General features: G+C 57.8%; 23 protein-coding genes. 16 read left to right on the top strand and 7 right to left on the bottom strand.

All coding sequences use genetic code 11. From position 1 onward, the window contains the following. Nucleotides 1–43: 43 nt before the first annotated feature. The 3 genes from BST95_RS09450 to trhO are packed head-to-tail and all read left to right on the top strand — an operon-like array spanning nt 44 to nt 2431. Nucleotides 44–1078, top strand: coding sequence for an AraC family transcriptional regulator (locus BST95_RS09450; protein ID WP_229801653.1), 1035 nt, complete (start codon nt 44–46; stop codon nt 1076–1078). A gap of 45 nt (nt 1079–1123) precedes the next feature. After that, nucleotides 1124–1444: a BolA family protein gene (locus tag BST95_RS09455; RefSeq protein ID WP_084199053.1), complete on the top strand. Its 321-nt coding sequence runs from the start codon at nt 1124–1126 to the stop codon at nt 1442–1444. Nucleotides 1445–1447: 3 nt separating this feature from the next. Further along, on the top strand, nt 1448–2431 hold the full coding sequence (trhO, locus tag BST95_RS09460) for an oxygen-dependent tRNA uridine(34) hydroxylase TrhO (RefSeq protein ID WP_084199054.1): 984 nt from the start codon (nt 1448–1450) through the stop codon (nt 2429–2431). Here trhO and BST95_RS09465 read toward each other — a convergent pair. Further along, a complete protein-coding gene (locus BST95_RS09465) occupies nt 2373–3104 on the bottom strand; it encodes a trypsin-like serine peptidase (protein WP_066049258.1) in 732 nt (243 codons plus the stop codon). The genes trhO and BST95_RS09465 overlap by 59 nt on opposite strands. A 126-nt stretch (nt 3105–3230) precedes the next feature. Between BST95_RS09465 and BST95_RS09470 the strand changes: the two genes are divergently transcribed. The 13 genes from BST95_RS09470 (at nt 3231) to BST95_RS09530 (ending at nt 15424) form a co-directional block, all read left to right on the top strand. Next, nucleotides 3231–4094: an SDR family NAD(P)-dependent oxidoreductase gene (locus BST95_RS09470; protein WP_084199055.1), complete on the top strand. Its 864-nt coding sequence runs from the start codon at nt 3231–3233 to the stop codon at nt 4092–4094. A 110-nt stretch (nt 4095–4204) separates the two neighbouring features. Continuing rightward, nucleotides 4205–5395, top strand: coding sequence for an acyl-CoA dehydrogenase family protein (locus tag BST95_RS09475; protein WP_084199056.1), 1191 nt, complete (start codon nt 4205–4207; stop codon nt 5393–5395). A gap of 23 nt (nt 5396–5418) precedes the next feature. Further along, nucleotides 5419–6252: an alpha/beta fold hydrolase gene (locus BST95_RS09480; protein WP_084199057.1), complete on the top strand. Its 834-nt coding sequence runs from the start codon at nt 5419–5421 to the stop codon at nt 6250–6252. Nucleotides 6253–6340: 88 nt separating this feature from the next. Further along, entirely contained in the window at nt 6341–7129 is a 789-nt protein-coding gene (locus BST95_RS09485; protein ID WP_084199058.1) for a fumarylacetoacetate hydrolase family protein, read from the top strand. Between the two features lie 79 nt (nt 7130–7208). Then, the gene (locus BST95_RS09490; RefSeq protein WP_066049276.1) at nt 7209–8117 is read left to right on the top strand and encodes an acetaldehyde dehydrogenase (acetylating); all 909 of its coding nucleotides are present in this window, start codon (nt 7209–7211) and stop codon (nt 8115–8117) included. 67 nt (nt 8118–8184) lie between these two features. Beyond that, complete coding sequence (gene dmpG, locus BST95_RS09495; protein WP_066049279.1) at nt 8185–9216, top strand: 4-hydroxy-2-oxovalerate aldolase; 1032 nt, start codon at nt 8185–8187, stop codon at nt 9214–9216. Nucleotides 9217–9319: 103 nt separating this feature from the next. Further along, nucleotides 9320–11194: a S8 family serine peptidase gene (locus tag BST95_RS09500; protein ID WP_084199059.1), complete on the top strand. Its 1875-nt coding sequence runs from the start codon at nt 9320–9322 to the stop codon at nt 11192–11194. A 5-nt stretch (nt 11195–11199) separates the two neighbouring features. Beyond that, nucleotides 11200–11919 (top strand): sulfite exporter TauE/SafE family protein, encoded by a 720-nt coding sequence (locus BST95_RS09505; RefSeq protein ID WP_205737362.1) that lies wholly within the window; start codon nt 11200–11202, stop codon nt 11917–11919. Nucleotides 11920–11929: 10 nt separating this feature from the next. Beyond that, on the top strand, nt 11930–12844 hold the full coding sequence (gene rarD, locus BST95_RS09510) for an EamA family transporter RarD (protein WP_084199060.1): 915 nt from the start codon (nt 11930–11932) through the stop codon (nt 12842–12844). After that, nucleotides 12841–13527: a COG3650 family protein gene (locus BST95_RS09515; protein WP_146004195.1), complete on the top strand. Its 687-nt coding sequence runs from the start codon at nt 12841–12843 to the stop codon at nt 13525–13527. The genes rarD and BST95_RS09515 overlap by 4 nt, the downstream gene beginning before the upstream one ends. A gap of 283 nt (nt 13528–13810) precedes the next feature. Further along, nucleotides 13811–13894, top strand: a complete 84-nt coding sequence (locus BST95_RS20470) for a hypothetical protein (RefSeq protein ID WP_229801716.1) — start codon at nt 13811–13813, stop codon at nt 13892–13894. A gap of 204 nt (nt 13895–14098) precedes the next feature. Then, nucleotides 14099–14707: a DUF502 domain-containing protein gene (locus tag BST95_RS09525; RefSeq protein ID WP_084199062.1), complete on the top strand. Its 609-nt coding sequence runs from the start codon at nt 14099–14101 to the stop codon at nt 14705–14707. A gap of 93 nt (nt 14708–14800) precedes the next feature. Then, nucleotides 14801–15424, top strand: coding sequence for a hypothetical protein (locus tag BST95_RS09530; protein WP_084199063.1), 624 nt, complete (start codon nt 14801–14803; stop codon nt 15422–15424). A gap of 189 nt (nt 15425–15613) precedes the next feature. Here BST95_RS09530 and BST95_RS09535 read toward each other — a convergent pair whose 3' ends face one another. From BST95_RS09535 to BST95_RS09555, 6 genes are read right to left on the bottom strand one after another with little or no spacing between them, the layout of a single operon-like run. After that, complete coding sequence (locus BST95_RS09535) at nt 15614–16594, bottom strand: phosphotransferase (RefSeq protein ID WP_084199064.1); 981 nt, start codon at nt 16592–16594, stop codon at nt 15614–15616. A 19-nt stretch (nt 16595–16613) separates the two neighbouring features. Next, complete coding sequence (locus BST95_RS09540; RefSeq protein ID WP_084199065.1) at nt 16614–17336, bottom strand: sulfite exporter TauE/SafE family protein; 723 nt, start codon at nt 17334–17336, stop codon at nt 16614–16616. Beyond that, nucleotides 17323–17493, bottom strand: coding sequence for a cbb3-type cytochrome oxidase assembly protein CcoS (gene ccoS / locus BST95_RS09545; protein WP_066052568.1), 171 nt, complete (start codon nt 17491–17493; stop codon nt 17323–17325). Before ccoS ends, BST95_RS09540 begins: the two co-directional genes overlap by 14 nt. 3 nt (nt 17494–17496) lie before the next feature. After that, nucleotides 17497–18879 carry a heavy metal translocating P-type ATPase gene (locus BST95_RS20110; protein WP_205737384.1) on the bottom strand — a complete coding sequence of 461 codons (1383 nt, stop codon included), beginning with the start codon at nt 18877–18879 and terminating at the stop codon, nt 17497–17499. Beyond that, entirely contained in the window at nt 18858–19937 is a 1080-nt protein-coding gene (locus tag BST95_RS20115; RefSeq protein WP_205737363.1) for a heavy metal translocating P-type ATPase metal-binding domain-containing protein, read from the bottom strand. The genes BST95_RS20110 and BST95_RS20115 overlap by 22 nt, the downstream gene beginning before the upstream one ends. After that, nucleotides 19930–20427, bottom strand: coding sequence for a FixH family protein (locus BST95_RS09555; RefSeq protein WP_084199066.1), 498 nt, complete (start codon nt 20425–20427; stop codon nt 19930–19932). Before BST95_RS09555 ends, BST95_RS20115 begins: the two co-directional genes overlap by 8 nt. Nucleotides 20428–20440: the final 13 nt, after the last annotated feature.

Below are 20440 nucleotides of genomic sequence, written 5' to 3' on the forward strand. Positions count from 1 at the left end.
GATCTGGTAATATGGCGGTTTGCAACTTGCTGGCGTTTCCGGTTTGAGCGATAGCGTCCCCACTCGTTTTATGAATACCCTGCTGCGCATGGTGAATGCCCGCGGCTACGATTTCAGCGCAATGCTCGCTGAGGCGGGCATTGAGTTCAATCCATTGGATGAGCACTCGCCCGGATATCGCAGCGAGACTACCGCAATGCAGTACTCGCAGGTCTATCAGCAGGTATTGCGGTTGCTGCAGGATGAGACCTTCGGCGTTACGGGCAGTGAGTTGGTGGCGCCAGGCGCCTTTCGCATGATGTGTTACTGCATTATTTCCTGCGACAACCTCGGCCAGGCCATTCAGCGCGCATCAGAGTTTTACCGCACCTTCTTCGATGAGCGTAGTCAGCTGTACGCGAACTTTTCCCAGGTTCATGCCCGGGTAGGTTATCGCACCATCGATCGTCGAGAGCGTCCCCAGGTGGGGCCTGCTGACGCCTATGGACTGCAGGTCTGGCACCGTTTCTTCGGCTGGCTCTGCGGTCGACCGATAAAACTGCATCGGGTGGATTTTACCGGTGAACCGCCGGCTAATCCCGACAAGTATGAGGAGTTGTTCCACTGCCCGGTCTACTACGGTCAGCCCAACGACTTGCTGTATTTTGACAGCGAGTGCCTGGCCTGGCCTGTGGTTCACACTCAGCATTCACTGCGTGAATTCCTACGCACCGCGCCCTATCAAATGCTGATTATGGACAGCCACCCGGGCAGCGATAATTTGTCGGCCCAGGTGCGGGCCATGATTGGCCACGATTTCAGCGCCGGGTTTCCCAGTTTTGAAATGATCTGCAGTGCCCTGGCGATGTCGGCACCCACGCTGCGCCGGCGTCTGAAGCGCGAGGGAACCACATTCCAGCAACTTAAGGATGACGCCCGCTGTGAGGCGGCCAAGCTGTGCCTTAATCGCCACGATCTATCAATTAACGAAGTTGCACTGGAGATGGGGTTTACCGACCCGAGCGCATTCCATCGTTCCTTCAAGAAATGGACAGGGCAGACTCCGGGCCAGTTCCGCGCCACTTTAAAACGCGATTGATGGCCCGTAAACGCGTATAATGCGGGCCTCTTTAGAGGTATTAGCATGATAGTCCAGACCGAAATTGAATCTATTCTTGGCGAGCAGTTCCAGCCCGCTCACCTGCAGGTGGAAAACGAGAGCCATATGCACAGCGTGCCACCGAATTCGGAAACCCACTTCAAGGTTGTCATTGTCACCGACGCTTTTGAAGGTAAGCGTAAAGTGGCCCGGCACCAGCAGGTTTACGGTGCGTTGGCGGCCCAGCTGGAAGGCCCTGTCCACGCGCTCGCCCTGCATACCTATACGGCAGCCGAATGGGCTGAGCGCGAAGGCGCACCGGCGTCCCCCGATTGTCTGGGCGGTTCCAAGGCGGAGGCGCAGTAGGTCGTGGGTGAGTTTGTAGTTGCGGCACTGTACCGATTCGTCACTCTCGAAGACTACCGAGATATGCGCGAACCCCTGCTGGACACCTGTATCCGGCACGGCATTAAAGGCACTTTGCTGCTCGCTGAAGAGGGCATTAACGGCACGATAGCGGGGTCTCGTGAGGGTATCGATGCGGTCCTTGACTACCTGCGCCAGGATCTACGTCTGGCGGCTCTGGAGCACAAAGAGTCGGTGGACGATGTCATGCCGTTCTACCGCATGAAGGTGAAGCTCAAGAAAGAAATTGTGACCATGGGCGTGGACGGTATCGACCCGAATAAAGTAGTCGGCACCTATGTCCAGCCCAAGGACTGGAACGCACTGATCGATGATCCCGATGTGTTGCTAATCGATACTCGCAATGACTACGAGTTTGAAATCGGCACCTTTCGCGGCGCAGTCGATCCCCACACCGACAGTTTCCGTGAGTTTCCCGAGTATGTGCGCAGCCATCTCGATCCATCCAAACAAAAGAAAGTGGCGATGTTCTGCACCGGCGGTATTCGCTGCGAAAAAGCGTCGGCATTCATGCTTCAGGAAGGGTTTGAAGAGGTTTACCACCTCAAGGGCGGTATTCTCAAATATCTCGAGGAAGTGCCGGCCGAAGAGAGTGCCTGGGAAGGCGAATGCTATGTCTTCGACAATCGTGTGGCAGTCAATCGCGAACTGGAAAAGGGCAGCTACGACTTGTGCTTCGGTTGCCGCATGCCCATTACCGATGAAGACAAACACTCGGAGCAATATCGGGCCGGAATATGCTGCCCCCGGTGCGCAGATCGCTTAACGCCAGAGCAAATGGCCCGCTTTGAAGAGCGCCAGAAACAGACACAGCTGGCGGCCGAGCGCGGCGAACGCCATGTCGGTGCCATGCCCCCTGCGCGGCAAATCAACGAAGCGCCAGATTCAGCGGCGAGCGAAAACCTTCTACGGGCACGAAAATGCTGACGCCAGCGCTGTCCCCACGCGAGATGACGCCGGTGAGGCGTGCCTGCCCCTGATCATCAAGTTGAATGACTGCGCCCCCTGAGGCGCCCTTATAGGCCTGGCAATTGCTTGTGCTGGCGCCAGGCTGTTGTGCGGTAATCCGGCAATCGACGTGGTATGTCATTACCTGTCCGTCCTGTCCCAACCCCTCGTCGCCTGAATAACCAGCCATCACCACGGCCCGCGTAGCATCTGCCCGAACCGGGTCTATCGTCAGTCCGCGCACCGTAGTGGCATCGACGGGCCTGGCCAGCTGCAGTACTGCCCAGTCGGCATGCATATCGCCGCCGGTATCCAGTCGTCGTGCCTCGAGGGTGATCGGCTGGTGACTATTCGGCAGAAGGGTGAACAGAATGGGCCGGCTGAGGTCCTGGTAGTACTCCAGACAGTGCCAGGCGGTGACGACAATATCTGCGCGTCGGCTGTCCGGCGCGCTGGCCACTAGGGTGCCACTGCAGTCTTCGCGCTTGTGACGACGATAGCCATTTTCGACGCGGCTGCCCGGAACCTCGAGTTTACCCACGGCCTGGAGCCATGCCGGTGACGCTGTGGAATAGGCGAGGCGTTGCTCTGCCTGGGCAGGCAGTGCCAGGCACATTGCAGTGAACAGCGAGGGCAGGGTGATACAACGCACGGGAAATACTTGCTCCGGGTTTAATGCATGAGTCCAGTCGAGCTTGGCGCTGGCACGGCGCGGCCCTAGGATGAAGTGATACTAGAGAAACAGGCATCGCCGGTAAAGGACCCAAAGAGACTCACCATGGAGCAACAACAAAACATTGTAGCGCTGGTCACAGGTGCTAGTCGGGGTGCCGGCAAAGGGATTGCGCTGGCGTTAGGCGCTATGGGAGCGACGGTTTACGTTACAGGCCGTTCGCGCGAAGAGGGTTACGCCGCTTTACCCGGCACTGTTGATGCCACTGCGGCAGCGGTTACTGGTGCCGGTGGGACGGGCGTCGCGGCTTACTGTGATCACGCCGACGATGCGCAGGTTGAGGCGTTGCTGGCGCGTATCGACGATGAGCAGGGCAAGCTCGATATTCTGGTGAACAATGCCACCGCATTACACGATGCCCTGACTGAGGCCGGACCCTTCTGGGAAAAACCACTGGCCCTGACCGAGATCTGGAATGTGGGCATGCGATCGCACTACACCACCACTTATTTCGCAGCCCCGCTGTTGCTCAAAAGTCAGCGCGGTCTGGTGGTGAACACCTCTTCCTTTGGTGGGCGCATCTATATGCACGGTCCGGCCTATGGCGCCGGCAAGGCCGCCATCGACAAGATGGCCCACGACATGGCCTACGACTTCCGGCCCTATGGTGTGGCGGTTGTCTCTATCTGGATGGGGCTGTTGCTGACTGAGCGCAGTCAGCGCGTATTTGATGCCGAACCGGACAAGTACGCTGAGCTTATCCCCACCTGTGAAAGCCCGGAGTTTACCGGCAGAGTGATTGCTGCGCTGTATCGCGATCCGGCGCTGATGTCGCGTTCGGGCAAGGTCTGGGTAGGCGCCGAATTGGCCGAAGAGTTTGGCGTTACCGATACCGACGGCCGCCAGCCGCCATCGCACCGGGCGTTTTTCGGGCCGACGACCTCGTTCGGCGACGCGGTAGTCGAGTAGCGCTAAATACCCTAAATGGAGGATGCGGACGCTTTCCTCCGAACGTACATTAGGCCACACATGCGGTCAGCCGCTCTGGCCATCCGAATCTTGGAACAGGTAGAAAGATTATGAATGAATACGGACTTGAATCCCCCCGCGCCCAGCAACTCATTGAGGCAGCACGTGCCATGGGGCCTGCCTTGGTTCAGCGCCGTGCCCAGGCCAAGACGGAGCGTCGGGTGCCTGACGCTACAGTCCAGGACTTCCACGATGCGGGATTCTTCAAGATCCTGCAGCCGGAGCAGTGGGGCGGTTACGCCATGGATCCGCAGGTGTTCTACATGGTGGGCTATGAAGTGGCGCGTTTCTGCCCCTCCAGTGCCTGGATCCTGGGCGTGATTGCAGTGCACAACTGGCAGCTGGCGGTATTTGATGACCAGGCTGCGCAGGATGTCTGGGAGAAAGATCCCACGGTGCTCATCTCCTCTTCCTATGCGCCAGTTGGCAAGGTCAAGGTTGTCGATGGTGGTTTCCGCCTCAGTGGTCGCTGGAGTTTCTCCAGTGGTTCCGAGCACTGCAAGTGGGCATTCCTGGGTGCAGTTGTACCGACGCCGGAAGCGCCCTTTGATATGGCCAACTACCGCACGTTCCTGGTGCCGATTGAAGACTATGAAATTGCTGACAACTGGGATGTGGTTGGTCTACAGGGCACCGGCAGCCACGACATCGTTGTTGATGACGTGTTCGTGCCTGAGCACCGTACCCACAAATCTATGGACGGTTTCCTGTGTGACAACCCGGGCAACGCTGTCAACGACGCACCGCTGTACCGTATGCCGTTTATGCAAGTGTTCGTGCGCGCAGTCTGCACGGCCACGCTGGGCGCCTGTGAAGGTGCTCTGCAGTCGTTTATCGATGTGGCCAAGACCCGTCAGGTCGGTCCTAACAAGATGAAGGACGATCCCTTTGCGCGCCAGTTGGCCGCCGAGGTACGTACTGAAATTGAGGAAATGAAACTGGTGATGGTGCGCAATTTCGACGCCATGATGGAGCGCTGCCGTGCCGGCGAGGCGATCGCCGTGGACGATCGTATCCGCTACCGCTACGATTCGGCGATTGTTGCCGATCGCTGCCTCGCCCTGTCCAGCCGCATGCTGAAAGCGTCGGGTTCCGGTGGCGTGCGTCAGGGCAGTGAATTGCTCGACTACCACCTGGATATTCTGTGCAGCCAGGCACACGTGGCAAACCATTCGGTTCCGTTTGCCAACAACATGGGTGGTGTTATGTTTGGTGCCGAGAACATGGATTACGCTATCTGATTGACGCGCAGGGAATGACGCCAATGAAAATGAATGGACTGCTACCCGAGGCCAACTACGCCAAGTGTGCGAACGGCCACACCATCCACTATATCGATGAGGGACAGGGTGATGTCGTGGTATTCCTGCACGGTTCGGGCCCGGGAGCCAGTGGGCATTCCAACTTCAAGGGAAACTATCCTTTCCTGGTAGAAGCGGGGTATCGCTGTATCGTTCCCGATCATATCGGCTACGGTTTTTCGGATAAGCCCGACGATGTCGATCACCCGCTGTCGTTCTTTGTCGAGTGCATCAAGCAGACCTTGAACGTAGCCGGTGTTGATCGCTGCACCCTGGTGGGTAATTCGCTGGGCGGCGCAGTGGCCTTTGGCCTCGCCCTGGAGCATCCTGAATTGGTGGAACGCCTGATTCTGATGGCGCCGGGTGGGCTTAACGATCTGCCTGAATATCAGGCCATGCCAGGCATGCAGCAGGTATTCAAAGCCTTTGGCTCCGGTGAGCCGGTGACGCCTGCCACCATGAAAACGCTGTTTGCTACTGGCCTCATGTACAACGGCGATCTCGCAACCGATGAACTGGTGGCGGAGCGCATGCAGATTATGCAGATCATGAATGGCCACGTGATGGCGACGATGCAAATCCCGAATCTGGTGGATCGGTTGGCCGACATCACGGTACCTTGCCTGGCGTTCTGGGGCATGGATGAGAAAATGATGCCCGAGAGCGGCCTGCATAAAATGGTCAAGGGAATACCGCATCTGCGTACTATTCTGGTCAACGAATGTGGCCACTGGGTTATGGTTGAACACGAAGGTGTGTTCAATCGCGCCTGTCTGGATTTCCTGCAGCACGGCTGAGAACTCGCAGCCGGACAATCAATTTGAACCCGCCTCAGGAGCAGGGGAGTGTAGAATAGCGCTCCCCTGTCCCGTTGGTGACAACGCTATGGAACAACAGAAAATCGAACAGCTAGGCGACGAACTGTACGCCGCCATGCGCGAGTGCCGCACCCTGGCACCGCTGACAGATCGCGAGAGTGATATTACTGTCGAGGATGCCTATCACATCAGCCTGCGTATGTTGAATCGCAGGCTGGACCTCGATGGCGAGAAAGTCGTTGGCAAGAAAATCGGTGTTACCAGCAAGCCGGTGCAAGATATGCTCGGTGTGTTTCAGCCGGACTTCGGTTTTCTCACCGACGCCATGGTTTACCCTGACGCTGCTGACATTCCAGTGGCTGGAAACCTGATTCAGCCCCGTGCCGAGGGCGAGATCGCGTTTCGTCTGAAAAAGGATCTGGTGGGCCCGGGGGTGACCGAGGCGGACGTACTAGACGCCACTGAGACCATCATCCCCTGTTTTGAAATTGTCGATTCGCGAATCGATGACTGGCAGATCAAAATTCAGGACACCGTGGCCGACAATGCCTCCTGCGGCGTCTATGTGCTCGGTGAGAACGAAGTGGATCCCAAGGACTTCGACTTGCCGAACCTCAAAATGAAGATTTACAAAAACGGTGAATTCCATTCTGAAGGCCTCGGCAGTGCTGTGCAGGGCAATCCGCTGACTGCGGTGGCCTGGCTTGCCAATACCCTGGGTGAGTTCGGGATACCCTTCAAGGCCGGAGAAGTGATTCTTTCGGGCTCATTGGCACCATTGATTCCGGTGGTTGCCGGCGATGAAATGCGCCTGGAGCTGGAAGGCATTGGCGACTGCAGCTGCAAATTTGTGTAGGTGATTGACTCTGTGTGATCGGCAGTGTCAGTGCCGGCATGCATCGACCCTACCGCAACCCACGCATTGAGAGATAGATATGACTCAGAAGATCAAGGCAGCCATCATTGGCCCCGGCAATATCGGCACCGACCTGCTGATGAAGGCTATGCGCAGTGACGTCATTGAGCCGGTCTGGATGGTCGGGGTAGAACCTGATTCACCGGGCCTGGCCCGCGCCCGGGAAATGGGATTGAAGACCACTCACGAGGGTGTCGATGGCATGGTGCCGCACATGCAGGCGGACGGTGTGCAGATTTGTTTTGATGCCACGAGCGCCTACGTTCATGCCGAGAACAGCCGCAAGGTGAATGAGCAGGGTGCGGTCATGATCGATCTGACGCCGGCGGCCATTGGCCCGTTTTGTGTACCACCGGTCAACCTCGCGGAGGCGGTAGCGCAGAAGGCCATGAACGTGAATATGGTGACCTGTGGCGGCCAGGCAACGATTCCCCTCGTGGCCGCTGTTAGTAGGGTGCAAAAAGTTGCATACGGCGAGATTGTGGCCACCGTCAGCTCCAAGTCTGCCGGCCCCGGTACCCGCAAGAATATCGATGAGTTCACGCGTACCACCTCCCGCGGTATTGAGATCTGTGGCGGCGCCGACAGCGGCAAGGCCATTATTATTATCAATCCGGCAGAGCCACCCTTGATTATGCGCGACACCATTCACTGCCTGACTGAGGATGCGCCCGATGAAGCGGCGATTACCCAGTCGGTGCATGACATGATTGCCGAGGTACAGAAGTACGTGCCCGGCTACACCCTCAAGAATGGCCCCGTATTCGATGGCAAGCGCGTATCCATCTACATGGAGGTTGAGGGGCTGGGGGACTTCCTGCCCAAGTATGCCGGCAACCTGGACATCATGACTGCGGCGGGCCTGCGTACCGCGGAAATGTACGCCGAAGAAATTCTGGCGGGCAACTTCGTACCCACGGCGGCATAACCCACATCCAGCAGTGTGGCAATTGCGAGTGGCCCGCTGCCAATAGGTAAATTCGAGAGATAGAGCAATGGACCTGAAAGGAAAGAAAGTAACAGTTCACGATATGTGTCTGCGTGACGGCATGCACCCCAAACGCCACCAGATTACGGTGGATGAAATGGTTGCCGTGTCCAAAGCCATGGACGAGGCGGGCGTGCCCCTGATCGAAGTCACCCACGGCGACGGTCTTGGCGGTACTTCGGTGAACTACGGTTTTCCCGCGGCTACCGACGAGGAATATCTCACGGCGGTATGTAAGGAGGTGAACAATGCCAAGGTGTCAGCGCTGCTGCTGCCGGGGATTGGCACGGTCGATCACCTTAAGATGGCCGTGGATTGCGGTATCTCCACCATTCGGGTCGCCACCCACTGTACCGAAGCGGATGTCTCGGAGCAGCACATCAAGATGGCCGCTTCCATGGATGGCCTGGATACCGTTGGCTTTCTGATGATGGCCCACATGATTGAGCCCGAGGAGCTGTTGGCACAGCTGAAGCTGATGGAGGACTACGGTGCCAACTGTGTCTACATTACCGATTCGGCCGGCTACATGCTGCCGGACGACGTCACTGCCAGAGTTGCACTGGCCAGGGCAGAGCTTCGTCCGGAAACCGAGATAGGCTTTCACGGGCACCACAATCTGGCGATGGGTGTGGCCAATTCCATTGCCGCGGTGGCCGCCGGGGCGAACCGGATTGACGGCTCCATGGCGGGCCTTGGTGCCGGCGCGGGCAACACGCCGCTGGAAGTATTTATCGCTGTCTGCGACCGCATGGGTATCGAGACGGGTGTGGATACCTTCAAGGCCATGGATATTGCCGAGGACCTGATCACGCCCATGATGGATGAGCAGGTGCGTATCGACCGCGATGCCCTCACGCTCGGTTACGCAGGGGTTTACTCGTCGTTCCTGCTGTTTGCCAAACGATCAGCGGAAAAGTACAACCTCTCCAGCCGCGACATTCTGGTGGAACTGGGACGGCGGCGCACTGTGGGTGGCCAGGAAGATATGATCGAAGACCTCGCGCTGGATATGGCCCGGGAGCAGGGCACCATTTAGGCGGTATTCGCCCCAGACTGCGATTCGTCGCAAAGCGCTGGACCCGCGGGCAGTATTCACCAATACTGCCCGTTTTGGTTCTGGAGCCTTGCACGTGAAAATAATGACAAGCCTTGGCAGCGTTCTGCTGCTGGTTGTATCCCCGCTGGCCGCGCTTGCCGCCAAACCCGTCATCGAAACCCAGGATGACCTACCGCGCCATACCTACGAACTGGAATTAAAGGTCGTCGACCTCTATGCCAGCGAAAATCGCGAGACTCTGCTGGACCTCGCCGATCAGGTGCAGGCCGATATCGAGGGTGATCTTGAGAAGTATGATATTCGGGATGACAACACGGTTAAGGGTTTCTACTCTGTGCTGGGCACGATCGCGATTCTTGAAGGTCGCTGGCAGGACTACCTGGATTATCTCGGCAAGCGCCGTGAGCTGGAGAGCAAGGAAGCCAATCGCCTGACCATGGGCTTGTTCGGCGAGGCATTGGCGGCGGTAGAAATTGCCGGTAAGGGCGATGATGCCCAGGCCCTCAGAGCGGAGCTCAAAAGCCTTGTGGAGGCGCTCCCCTATGAGACAGTTCAGGACAACGTGAAGAGTGGCAAGGGCAGGGCGGAGATCCTTACCGAGGCGCTGGTCCTTGGTAATCTGGAGTCGTCGTTCCAACCCGTGGTCGACAATACTGGCGGCGAAATCAGCTACGATGTGGCATCCACGCTGGTGTCGGTCAGTTTTACCTTGGACGAGTTCATTCCCAATCGCGCGGTGGTCGGCGAGGTGTATGCCGACTTTATTGCCGCCAATGATTTGGCCAAGGAGGATATCTGGGCTGCGCGCGAGGTTGTGATTCCTGCGGATGCAGATGCGACACCGGTGATTGTGTCTGTGTGGGACAGTGGTGTGGACACGGTCATTCCCGGCCTGGCACAGCAATTGTGGACTAACAGCGATGAGATCCCCGGCAATAACATCGACGACGACAAGAATGGCTTTGTCGATGATGTGCATGGTTTTGCCTATAACCTTGATTCCGAGAAGGTGACGCAACTGCTGCGTCCGATCGAGCAGGACTTCGGTGTGAATCCCGCAGACTTGCAGGGGCACGCCAAAGGCCTGGGCGACAACAGTTCCAATATCGACAGCCCCGAGGCCGCTGCACTGCGCAAGTATATTTCCGGCCTGCCCCAGAACGAGGTACAGAGCTTCCTCGAAAATCTCAGCCTGTATGGCGGCTATGCCCACGGCACCCATGTCTCGGGTATTGCCCTGGCGGGTAACCCCTTCGCTGAACTGCTGGTGGCGCGGATGACCTATAGCCACACGCAAATGCCCCCCAAGCCGAGCATTGAACAGTCGGAACGCGATGCTGCGATGTTCCGCGAGGCAGGCCATTATTTCCGTGACAACGGTGTGCGGGCAGTCAATATGAGTTGGGGCGGAAGTGTACGCAGCTACGAGACCGCGCTGGAAGCGCACAACATTGGTGAGTCTCCCGAGGAGCGCAAGGCGCTGGCGCGGAAGATCTTCAAGATCGGCGACGCGGGTCTCAGAGAAGCGATTGGCGGTTCTCCGGACATCCTGTTTATTACCAGCGCCGGTAATTCCGACAACGATGTGACTTTTGACGAGTTCTATCCGAGCAGCTATGAGTACCCCAATTTGTTGACGGTAGGCGCGGTTGATATCGCGGGTGATGAGACCAGTTTCACCAGCCTCGGCAAAGTGGATATCTATGCCAACGGTTTTGAAGTGGAGAGCTATGTGCCAGGCGGCGACAGAATCCCCTTTAATGGCACGTCCATGTCCTCGCCCCAGGTGCTCAATCTCGCCGCCAAGCTGTTGGCCATGGCGCCGGACCTCAGTGTCGCTGAACTGCGCCAGTTGATTCTGGACGGTGCCGACGAAAAGCAGCTGGAAAGCCGCACCATTCTGCTCATGAATCCCAAGGCATCCATGGCCTTGCTGGAAAAACAGCTGGCCAAGTAACCACGGTGGGGGTTGAGTGGCTGCTGCTGCCGATTGCCTTTCTGACCTCGGCACTCGCCGCGGTCATGGGGCTGGGGGGCGGCATGCTGCTTATCGCGGCCATGCCGGGATTGCTGCCACCCCAGGCAATTATTCCGGTGCATGCCTTCACCCAACTGGCCAGTAATGCCTCTCGTGCAGGCTTTGCCTGGCGCCATATCGCCTGGGAGATAGTGCCCGCATTTACCCTCGGCGCTGTCCTGGGCGCCTGGCTGGGCGGTGAGATCTACGACCAGCTCGAGCTGAGTTGGTTGCCTGCCGTGATTGGTGTTCTGATTCTACTAGTGACCTGGGTGCCGATGCCGCAGGTGCCCGGCGGCGGACAGGTGGCGCTCACCGTACTGGGCTTTTACCAAACAGGGCTGGGCATGATTGCCGGTGCTACCGGGCCGCTGGGAGCCTCCCTGCTGATGCGACGCAATCCTGAGCGCGATTGGGTGGTGGTGAATACGGCACTGTATATGGCCCTTAACCATGCGCTGCGCCTGGCGGCTTTTGCGTTACTGGGTTTCAGTTTTGGCCCATGGTGGCCGTTGATGTTGGCCATGGCGGCAGCGGTCATTGTCGGTTCCTGGGTAGGAACGCGGCTGCGCGCTCGCATACCACAGCGAAACTTCACTAGACTCTTCAAAACACTGGTAACTGTGCTGGCTTTGCGTATGATCGCCATGCCTTTCTTCAGCTGACGGATCCGACATGTTTGCCACAATGAGCGACCAGCAACGCGGGGCTGCCTATGGTGTTACCGCGTATCTGATCTGGGGTTTCGCCGCACTTTACTGGGTGCAGACAGAGCCCGTGGATCCTCGCGATCTGCTCGCACATCGGGCCCTGTGGTCCGTGCCGTTTGTGTTTGTCTGTCTGTTGTTCAGAGATCGACTCAAGGCTGCGCTGGCGGTGTTCAAACAACCGCGCGTGCTGGGCATTATGGCTATAGCGGCAGCACTTAGCGGCACCAACTGGCTGGTTTTCCTGTGGGCTATTAGTAATGGTCAGGCGACTGAAGCGAGCCTGGGATACTTCCTGTTGCCGCTGCTCAACGTGGTCATTGGACTCACCCTGTTTGGCGAGCGCGTTGATCGGGCGCAGCAGGTGGGCATTGCGTTTGCGGTCGCGGCAGTGTTGTTACAGATCTTTCATCGCGGCGGTCTGCCTTTGGTATCGCTAGGCCTGGCGTGTACCTTTGGTTTATACGGTGCCATTCGCAAGAAGGTCAGCGTGAGCTCGCTGGAAGGTCTGTTTATTGAGACCTTGATGATGTCCCCCCTGGCGCTTTACTGGATGCACACCCATGAATGGGCGGGCCTGGGTGCGCATGGCCTGCGGGTAGATATGTTCTTGCTCGGGGCCGGCGCTATGACCGCGATTCCGCTGATCAGCTATGTCGCTTCGAGTCGCTTGTTGCCGCTGACCGCACTGGGACTGATCTTTTATATCGGCCCCACCGCGCAGTTGCTGGTTGCGCTGCTAATATTCAAAGAGCCATTCGATCTGGTTCAGGGCATTGCATTTGGACTGGTCTGGTGCGGGCTCGCTTTTGTGACAGTCGATGGCATCAGGCGCAGTCGCAAACGGCGCGCTCATCTGGACGTCAACAGGAGAGATTCGTGAATAGGTTTATTTGTAGTGTGGCGTTACTCGCGCTGGCGGGCTGCGCCACTTCCGAAACCCACACCCCGACCAGCACCGGCAGCACCAGCAATGAATTCCAGCCTGACGCCCGCCCGATTGCACAGACCTACGTCTACGAATGCACAGGGATGGATTTCATGACCCGTGTAGGCCCTGGTGAAATGGCTATCTGGCTGGAAGATCGCTACCTGGTGTTATCCCAGGTGCGCGCTGCTTCAGGCAGCAAGTATGTCGAAGGCGATGTCATGTTCTGGAGCAAGGGTCACGATGTGCTTCTGGAGGTGGACGGGATTCGCTACAGCGATTGCAGTCTCAATCCGCAACGTGCCCCCTGGGAAGACGCCCGCCGGAGGGGTGTGGACTTCAGGGCAGTCGGTAACGAGCCCGGTTGGGTGGTGGAAGTGCGCGACGGGCAGAATCTCCTGTTTAAAGGAGACTATGGCGCCACCGTGTTGTTGTTTCCCGATCCGGCCAAATCGGCGACAGGTAATGGCAGCGAGTACACCGCGCAAAGCGGTAAACACAGCCTGCGCCTGACTATTGAAGACGCCTTCTGCGCGGATACCATGGCGGACATAGAGTATCCCACCACGGTACAACTTGTTGTCGATGGCCGTAGCTATGCCGGTTGCGGACGCGAACTGGATTATCCCTGGGAGTAGCAGGCCGGGAATCCCCGCTTCACTCGGGTTCTGTTGACCCGGTTCAATGTTACGAATCACGCTCCCTTCTACGATATCCGTAAATATCGAGGGGACGACTATGCTCCTTGGTGGATGTCCATAGTGAGGAGTAACCCATGAAAAATGTAATCACCCTGGCCGCTGCCGTGCCACTTGCCGGCAGTACCGCGGCGGTACAAGCCTATGAGGCTGGTGACTGGATTCTGCAGGAGCCGACATTCCCCTAGGTGAGCACTGGGCCCTGAACGCAGGGGTCTGGTACATCGATATCGATACGACGGCCACGGTCACGCTCAAAGACGCGGGCGATAGCAAGGTCAGGTTTGACGTGGAAATCGATCCCTAGTTGTATAACGTCGGCATTGCCTACAAATTCTGAACCCCAGGATGGCCCGCTCACCTAGGGTCATCTGGCGCCTGGCCCGGCGCTTTTGAGTCGGGCTTTTTCTGCTTTTTTCCACCGGTGATGGTTCGGGCGATGTCGGTGCCGTTTGCGAAGGGCTATGCCGGTGTTATGGTGGTGTCAAAGCAATAACAACGGAGTACCAGCATGCCAGGCCAGAAGACCGTTCCCTTTTTTGTGTCCACCACACTGGCGGGAGTTCTGTTGATAGTGCCCGTGGCGTTGTTGGCCGGTGTTTTATTTTACGCTTACGGCCTGTTGGTAGAGCTGGCACAACTGTCGGGCCTGCAGTTGCCGTTCAGTGATTTCCTCAATGGTTTGATTATCGGTCTCGGTGCGCTGGTCAGTGTAATCGTTATATGTTTTTTCATTGGCCTGGCTTTGCGCACTAGTATTGGTAACGTCATCGAACACAAGTACCAGGGACTGCTGGACAAATACGTACCCGTTGTCGGCATGCTGCGCGGCCTGGTTATGCAAATTGTAGGTGGCAACGACGCCGTGGCGAAATTACGTCCCGCAGAGGTGTGCCTGCACGGGGGGGCAGGTCGTCAATACGGTTTGATTGTTGAAGAACTGCCCGACGGGCGCGCAGTGGTATTCGTGCCTACTGTGCCGGCTGCAACCATTGGTCAAATTTATGTCTTAACCGCTGACGCGATCACCGAACTCGATACTCCCGTTCAGGATATGCTCAATGCGGTCACTCAATGGGGCGCAGGCGCCACATTGATGTACAAGGGCAACGAGGATTAATACTATGGTTCGTCGATACTGCCCGCGCCAAGGATGACACATTCCGGTATGCCGATTTTTCCACGACTTAACTCGGTGATTGCTGTCATCGCAATGCTTCTTGTGCTGATGTCGCCAGGCAGTTGGGGAGAGGAGGGCGGCTTCGCCGACGAATGGAAGTTAATCATCAACTTTCCCATGTTGTGGCTGCCGGATATCGAGGGCGAGATCGATGTAGACGGTGAACTGATTAACGTGGATACGCCGATTTCCGACACGCTGCACAATCTTGATTTCGGTTTCATCGGCGAAATCTATGCGCGCCACGGTCCCTGGATGCTCGGTTTGCGGGTCATGCATCTGGATACCTCCAGTGGCTCGCGTATTGGTCCAGTTGGTCTGTTGCCGGGCCTGCCTCCACTGGTGGGTGAATACGATGTGACGGTGGAGTCATCGCTCTTCACTAGTGACGTGATTGGCGGTTACACGCTGAACGACTACATTGCCCTTTACACCGGGGTGCGGCGCAGTGGACTGAACATGAGAGTGAGAACCCGTGCCAACGAAGAAGGCAGCGGGATCGTCGAGTTGCCCGGCCGGGTGACGATTACCGATGAGGCATTGTATGACTGGATTGGTGGCGTGGCGCTGACAGCACCTCTGGGCGACAGTGGCAAGTGGCGGGCGGTTCTGGAGGCCGATACCTTGATTGACGGTGACAACGACACGAATTATTAGCTCAATGGCTTTATCGCCCATCATTTCAATGAGCGTCACAGCGTCTGGTTCGGCTACCGTTATCTGAATATGGTGCGCAGCATGCGGGTTGAAGGGTCCCGGGTGAAAACCGATTTCGTGCAAAGCGGGCCGACTCTGGGCTGGGCCTTTACGTTCTGATTAAGGGACGGGTTTGTTCGACCAGTCAACTTAGCTGAGGCGGCGAATAACACGGCGGGCTAGTTGCTCACTGTAACTGTTAATCTTCCAGTGACCCGGGCTCCAACCCTTCACAAAGCGATGAAAATCTGCCCAGGCGACGTCGTAGAGCTCTCGCCATTGAGCTTCCAGGGCGCGATGATCGATGGCGGGATGTCGTAACCGCGCGTGGGTGCCAAGTGCGCCAAAATAGTAGTCCAGCAGGGGAGTTTCCAGCGCGGCACACTGTGCTTCATCCAGGCAACTGCCGATAAAGTAAGCCACATCCTTCATGCCACAGCCGGCGCCAACATACTGGAAGTCCACGGCGGCGACACGGGGTGTGCCACCTATGGTGGCAAAGCAAAAGTTGGCCAGTTTGGCATCGCCGTGTACCAGCGTCTGGAAGTCGCTTTTTTTCAGGACCGCGTCGATGTGTGGCGCCGCTTCGCGCAGCGGAATATCGGTTAGAGCCGCCAACTCATCCGGGCGGGTATCGAGATGCCAGTATGTGCCGCACTCCCAGAGCCCAATGGCGTCCGAGCCCAGGAAGGTTGCGTGAAAGGCCGCCAGCCAGTTCAGGCATGCGTGTATATCTGCGAGTTCAACCGCCTGTTTTCTATCATCAAAGCCCGCGGCATCGAGGTCTGTCAGAAGCAGTAGAGTCTCGTTGTCACTGGCTTGTACTGCAAGGCAGGTGGGTACCGGGCTGTCGGCACCGCAGCGCGGTGCATAGTGACGGTACCAGTATGCTTCTACCTGGTAGGAACGGATCTTTCGCTGGTGAGAGCGATCGCTGTCCCAGCCACGCGGGTGGTTGGCTATTTCCGGCAATTGAATATGTTTGAGAATGACAGACGGGTAGATACTGCCTTGCAGCGATACCCTGAGTATTTCTCCGTAACCGCTCCACAGCGACTGTACCGCATGAACATCGCTGATGGCCGTTGCCGAGGTCGCGTCGAGTATGGTGTCGATGATCTCCTGTTGCATACAGAGAGTGCCGTGTCGCTCAGTGATGATGCATGTGCGAATGGTCCATTTCGGCGGGCTGGCCGGGCGCCATCTGCTGCAGGTGCTCCCCATGGGCATACACCATATAGAGTGTCAGCATGCCGGAGCCGATGAGCAGAATGGCAATGAACAGCTTGAGTCCACGCCTGCGTAAAAAGTGCTGCAGGCGATCGGCGCCCAGTGAAACCGCGAGCATGGCAGGCAGGGTGCCGATGCCAAAGACGAACATAAGTCCTGCGGAGGTGGCAGCACTTTGTGCAGTGGCGGACCAGGCCAGCGCAGAATAAATCAGTCCGCAAGGCATGAGGCCCCAACACAATCCCAGTGCCAGTCCCTGATGCGGGCGCTGTATGGGCAGAAATCGCGAAGAAAAACGCTGCACTGGCTGCCAGAGTTTACTGCCAGCTTGTTCCAGGACACGAATACCTTGCCACCAATTGACCACGGACAAGCCCATGGCAATCAGCAGAAAGCCCGCCAGATAGCGCAACGCAATCGTCCACGCAACCAGGTCGATGCTGCCTGCAATCAGGCCGAGCAGGCCGCCGAGCAGGGCGTAGCTGGAAATGCGTCCAACGTGGTAGGAAACTGTCACAGATTGTCTGCGTTGTCCGCCGAGGTTCAAGGCGGCGGCGACACCGCCACACATGCCCAGGCAATGGCCGCTGCCGGCCAAGCCCAGCGCAAGCGCGGAGAGATAGCTTAGATCAGCGGGCGTCATCGTCTTCTTTGGGCGCGGTCTTGTCCTCGTTGAGAATGCTCCACGCCTCTTTGTCGAGATCGTCGTACTGGCCGCTATCAATCGCCCACAACAGCAACTTGATGGCAATGGCAACAAACACGATAGCAATGGGAATCAACAGGTAGAGACTATCCACGATTCAGTCCTGCAGCGAGGCTTCCTTACTCAGACGCAGCGAGTTTGCCACGACAATGAGTGAACTTAATGACATGCCAATGGCCGCTGCCCAGGGAGGTATATATCCCATTGCTGCCAGCGGAATAGCGCTGATATTGTAACCTAGGGACCAACCAAAGTTTTGCAGAATAATTCGGCGACAGCGGCGTGCCTGGTGCCAGGTACGGGTGATTGCGTCGAGATCCCCGCCGGCGACCACAAAGTCAGCCTGGGTACGAGCGAGATCAGTGGCACCGGCTACTGCGAATGATGCATCAGCCATTCCCAGTACCGGGGCGTCATTGAGCCCGTCTCCCACCATGGTGACCACGTGGCCATCGGCCTGGAGGGCTTGAACCTGTGCCATCTTTTCCTGTGGCCGCAGGCCATAGGCGCAGCTGTCCAGCTGCAGCTGTTCGGCCAGTGCGGGTCCGGCGGCGGAACGGTCGCCAGTGAGCAGGCCAACAGTCAGGCCGGCGTGCTGTGCTTGGGCCACTACGCACCGCGCTTCACTGCGCAGTGGGTCATTGAGGCCAATCCAGGCCAGTGCTTCCTCGTCGCTGCACAGGGCGACCCAATACAATTCCTGTCGCGGTTGAGCCGTCAGCCCGGGCAAGAGTGCGCGACAAAAGGGTTCGCTGCCCATGCGGTACTCATGCCCGTTGAGCATCCCAGCCATGCCGGCGCCGACGGTGTATTCCACGTCCGTCAATCCCGCCTTGCCGGGCAGGTCTGCAAAGGCGCTCCCCAGTGGGTGATTAGAGAAGTGTTGCAGTGCGCTGGCGATAGCCAGTACCTCAGTGCGGTCTGCTGAGCCCAGCAACTGCACCTCGGCAATAGACAGATTCCCCTCGGTGAGCGTGCCTGTTTTGTCGAACAATACGTGCGTGGTTCGAGACAGTGCCTCCAGGGCATTTTCTCCGCGCACAATGACACCCCTAGTTCGCAAGGCGCTGGCAGCGGCCGTCAGCGCGGCCGGCGTGGCCAGGGCCAGTGCGCAGGGGCAACTGATGACCAGTACGGAGAGTGAAATCCACAGCGCCTGGGAAGGATCAATCTGGTACCAGATAAACGCCGTTGCGGAAGTGACCAGTAGTACGCCCGCTACAAACCACGATGCAATTCTGTCGGCCATACGGGCCAGCGCGGGTTTTTCAGTCTGTGCCACCTCTACAGATTTCTGCAGGGCGGCGAGCCGACTTTCCAGGTAGTTGCACAGCACCTGCGCTTCCAGCCCGGCTTCCATATTGATCGTACCCGCGTAAACCGTATCGCCCACGGCAACGCTGCGCGGCAGGTGCTCGCCGTTAAATGTATCCTCCCGTACTGCGCTACTGCCCTTGGTTACGATGGCATCGATGGCAATGGTTTGCCCGGGGGGAACAAGACTGTGTCACCCACCACAAGCTGGGCGCGTGGCACGGTCTGCCATTGCCTGTCGCGACGACAACTCACGGCATCGGGCAGCGTACTCTCGGCGTCGAACCAGGTCATGGTGTGGCGCTGCCGTACTCTGGCTTCGAGGAATCGGCCCAGTAACAGGAAGAATGTGAACATGACCACGGAATCAAAGTAGACCTGCCCGGTGCCGCTAATCGTCGCCCACGCGCTGGCCAGCAAGGCCAGACCAATCGCCAGAGCGACCGGTAAATCCATGACCAGTGCACTTTGTTTCAGGTGACGCCAGGCGGTGGAAAAAAAAGTCCCCGCCGAGTAGTACACAACAAAACTGGCGACCAGCAGGCTGACCCATCGCAGCAGACCTTCATACTGCTGCTGAATTCCCTGAATCTCCCCGGCATGGAGTGCAATGGCATACATCCCCACCTGCATCATGCCAAAGCCGGCAACGCCCAGACGGCGCAGATCGCGCTTGTAGTCTGCGCGCATTTGTTCGACCTGAGTGCTGACCTGGAAGGGGCGTGGCCGGTAGCCCAGTGACTCAAGGCGGCTGAAGATTTCGCTGAGTTTTATTTGCGCTGGATCAAACGCGACGTCCAGGCGACTCTGCTGCAGATTAACCAGGGCGCTGGAGATGCCCGGGATTGGCGCCAGTGTTTGTTCGATCAGCCAGGTACACGCAGCACAGGTTATACCACCCAGCAACACCCGCGCTTGCACGGTGCCATCACTTTGCATGTCGGCGAATTGTGCGGCTGTTTGCGGATCGTCGTAAACCAGGTACTGGTCATTGAGCTTGAATTGCTGTTCGACCGGTCGTTCGCTGTAGGCCGTGCGCTGCTGGTAAAAGGTATCCAGTCCACTGGAGGTAATCATGGTCGCCACGGCGCGGCATCCAGGACAGCACATTGCGCGTGCTTCGCCGCCGATCTCTACGTGCAGGTCCACGCCGGGGGGGATATCTTCACCGCAGTGATAGCAGGGCGGGGCTTCCCGGGCGGCCTGGAGGCCGGCGTCAGCCACCCTGGCCGTTGCCTAAATCTGCGGCGGTGACTGACCCGTCGAGGCGCCACGCCTGTTCACCTTCACTGGTGAGAGACCAATGCCAACGCGGAGCTACTGCGGCGGGCAGGCGGCCGCGATACTCGCCTGGTACGCTCTGTACCAACATCAGGCTGAAGTCCTGGTTGGATTCGAGGGGGTGTGACATATCGAGCTTGAGCAGCTGGTCATTCACGGGCCCCGAGGTTTTGATCACAATGTCGCTGCCTTGTATGAAAATATTAGCGGCAATGTTCAGCGATCTGGCGCGCTCGATCTTTTCCAGCTTGCGATTGATGGCCAGGCCATCCTTGTAGTACTCGTCGGCCACCAGATCATCGGCGCCTTCATGCGCTACAAACACCATGTTAATCCCGGCTACCACAACGGCTGCGGGCAGGGCGATTAAGAACCAGGGCCAGAACTGTTTGTACCAGGGTTGACTGTCCTCGCGGGGCAGTTGCTTGCTCATCGCTTTACTACTC

The sequence above is a fragment of the Halioglobus japonicus genome (assembly GCF_001983995.1).
Lineage (GTDB): Bacteria > Pseudomonadota > Gammaproteobacteria > Pseudomonadales > Halieaceae > Halioglobus > Halioglobus japonicus.

Coding starts and splice junctions, on each gene's coding strand:
- BST95_RS09475 (WP_084199056.1), top strand. CDS start 4,205: ATGAATGAATACGGACTTGAATCCCCCCGCGCCCAGCAACTCATTGAG.
- BST95_RS09540 (WP_084199065.1), bottom strand. CDS start 17,336: ATGACGCCCGCTGATCTAAGCTATCTCTCCGCGCTTGCGCTGGGCTTG.
- BST95_RS09535 (WP_084199064.1), bottom strand. CDS start 16,594: ATGCAACAGGAGATCATCGACACCATACTCGACGCGACCTCGGCAACG.
- BST95_RS09490 (WP_066049276.1), top strand. CDS start 7,209: ATGACTCAGAAGATCAAGGCAGCCATCATTGGCCCCGGCAATATCGGC.
- rarD (WP_084199060.1), top strand. CDS start 11,930: ATGTTTGCCACAATGAGCGACCAGCAACGCGGGGCTGCCTATGGTGTT.
- BST95_RS09455 (WP_084199053.1), top strand. CDS start 1,124: ATGATAGTCCAGACCGAAATTGAATCTATTCTTGGCGAGCAGTTCCAG.
- BST95_RS09530 (WP_084199063.1), top strand. CDS start 14,801: ATGCTTCTTGTGCTGATGTCGCCAGGCAGTTGGGGAGAGGAGGGCGGC.
- BST95_RS09485 (WP_084199058.1), top strand. CDS start 6,341: ATGGAACAACAGAAAATCGAACAGCTAGGCGACGAACTGTACGCCGCC.
- BST95_RS09525 (WP_084199062.1), top strand. CDS start 14,099: ATGCCAGGCCAGAAGACCGTTCCCTTTTTTGTGTCCACCACACTGGCG.
- BST95_RS09470 (WP_084199055.1), top strand. CDS start 3,231: ATGGAGCAACAACAAAACATTGTAGCGCTGGTCACAGGTGCTAGTCGG.
- BST95_RS09555 (WP_084199066.1), bottom strand. CDS start 20,427: ATGAGCAAGCAACTGCCCCGCGAGGACAGTCAACCCTGGTACAAACAG.
- BST95_RS09480 (WP_084199057.1), top strand. CDS start 5,419: ATGAAAATGAATGGACTGCTACCCGAGGCCAACTACGCCAAGTGTGCG.
- BST95_RS09500 (WP_084199059.1), top strand. CDS start 9,320: ATGACAAGCCTTGGCAGCGTTCTGCTGCTGGTTGTATCCCCGCTGGCC.
- dmpG (WP_066049279.1), top strand. CDS start 8,185: ATGGACCTGAAAGGAAAGAAAGTAACAGTTCACGATATGTGTCTGCGT.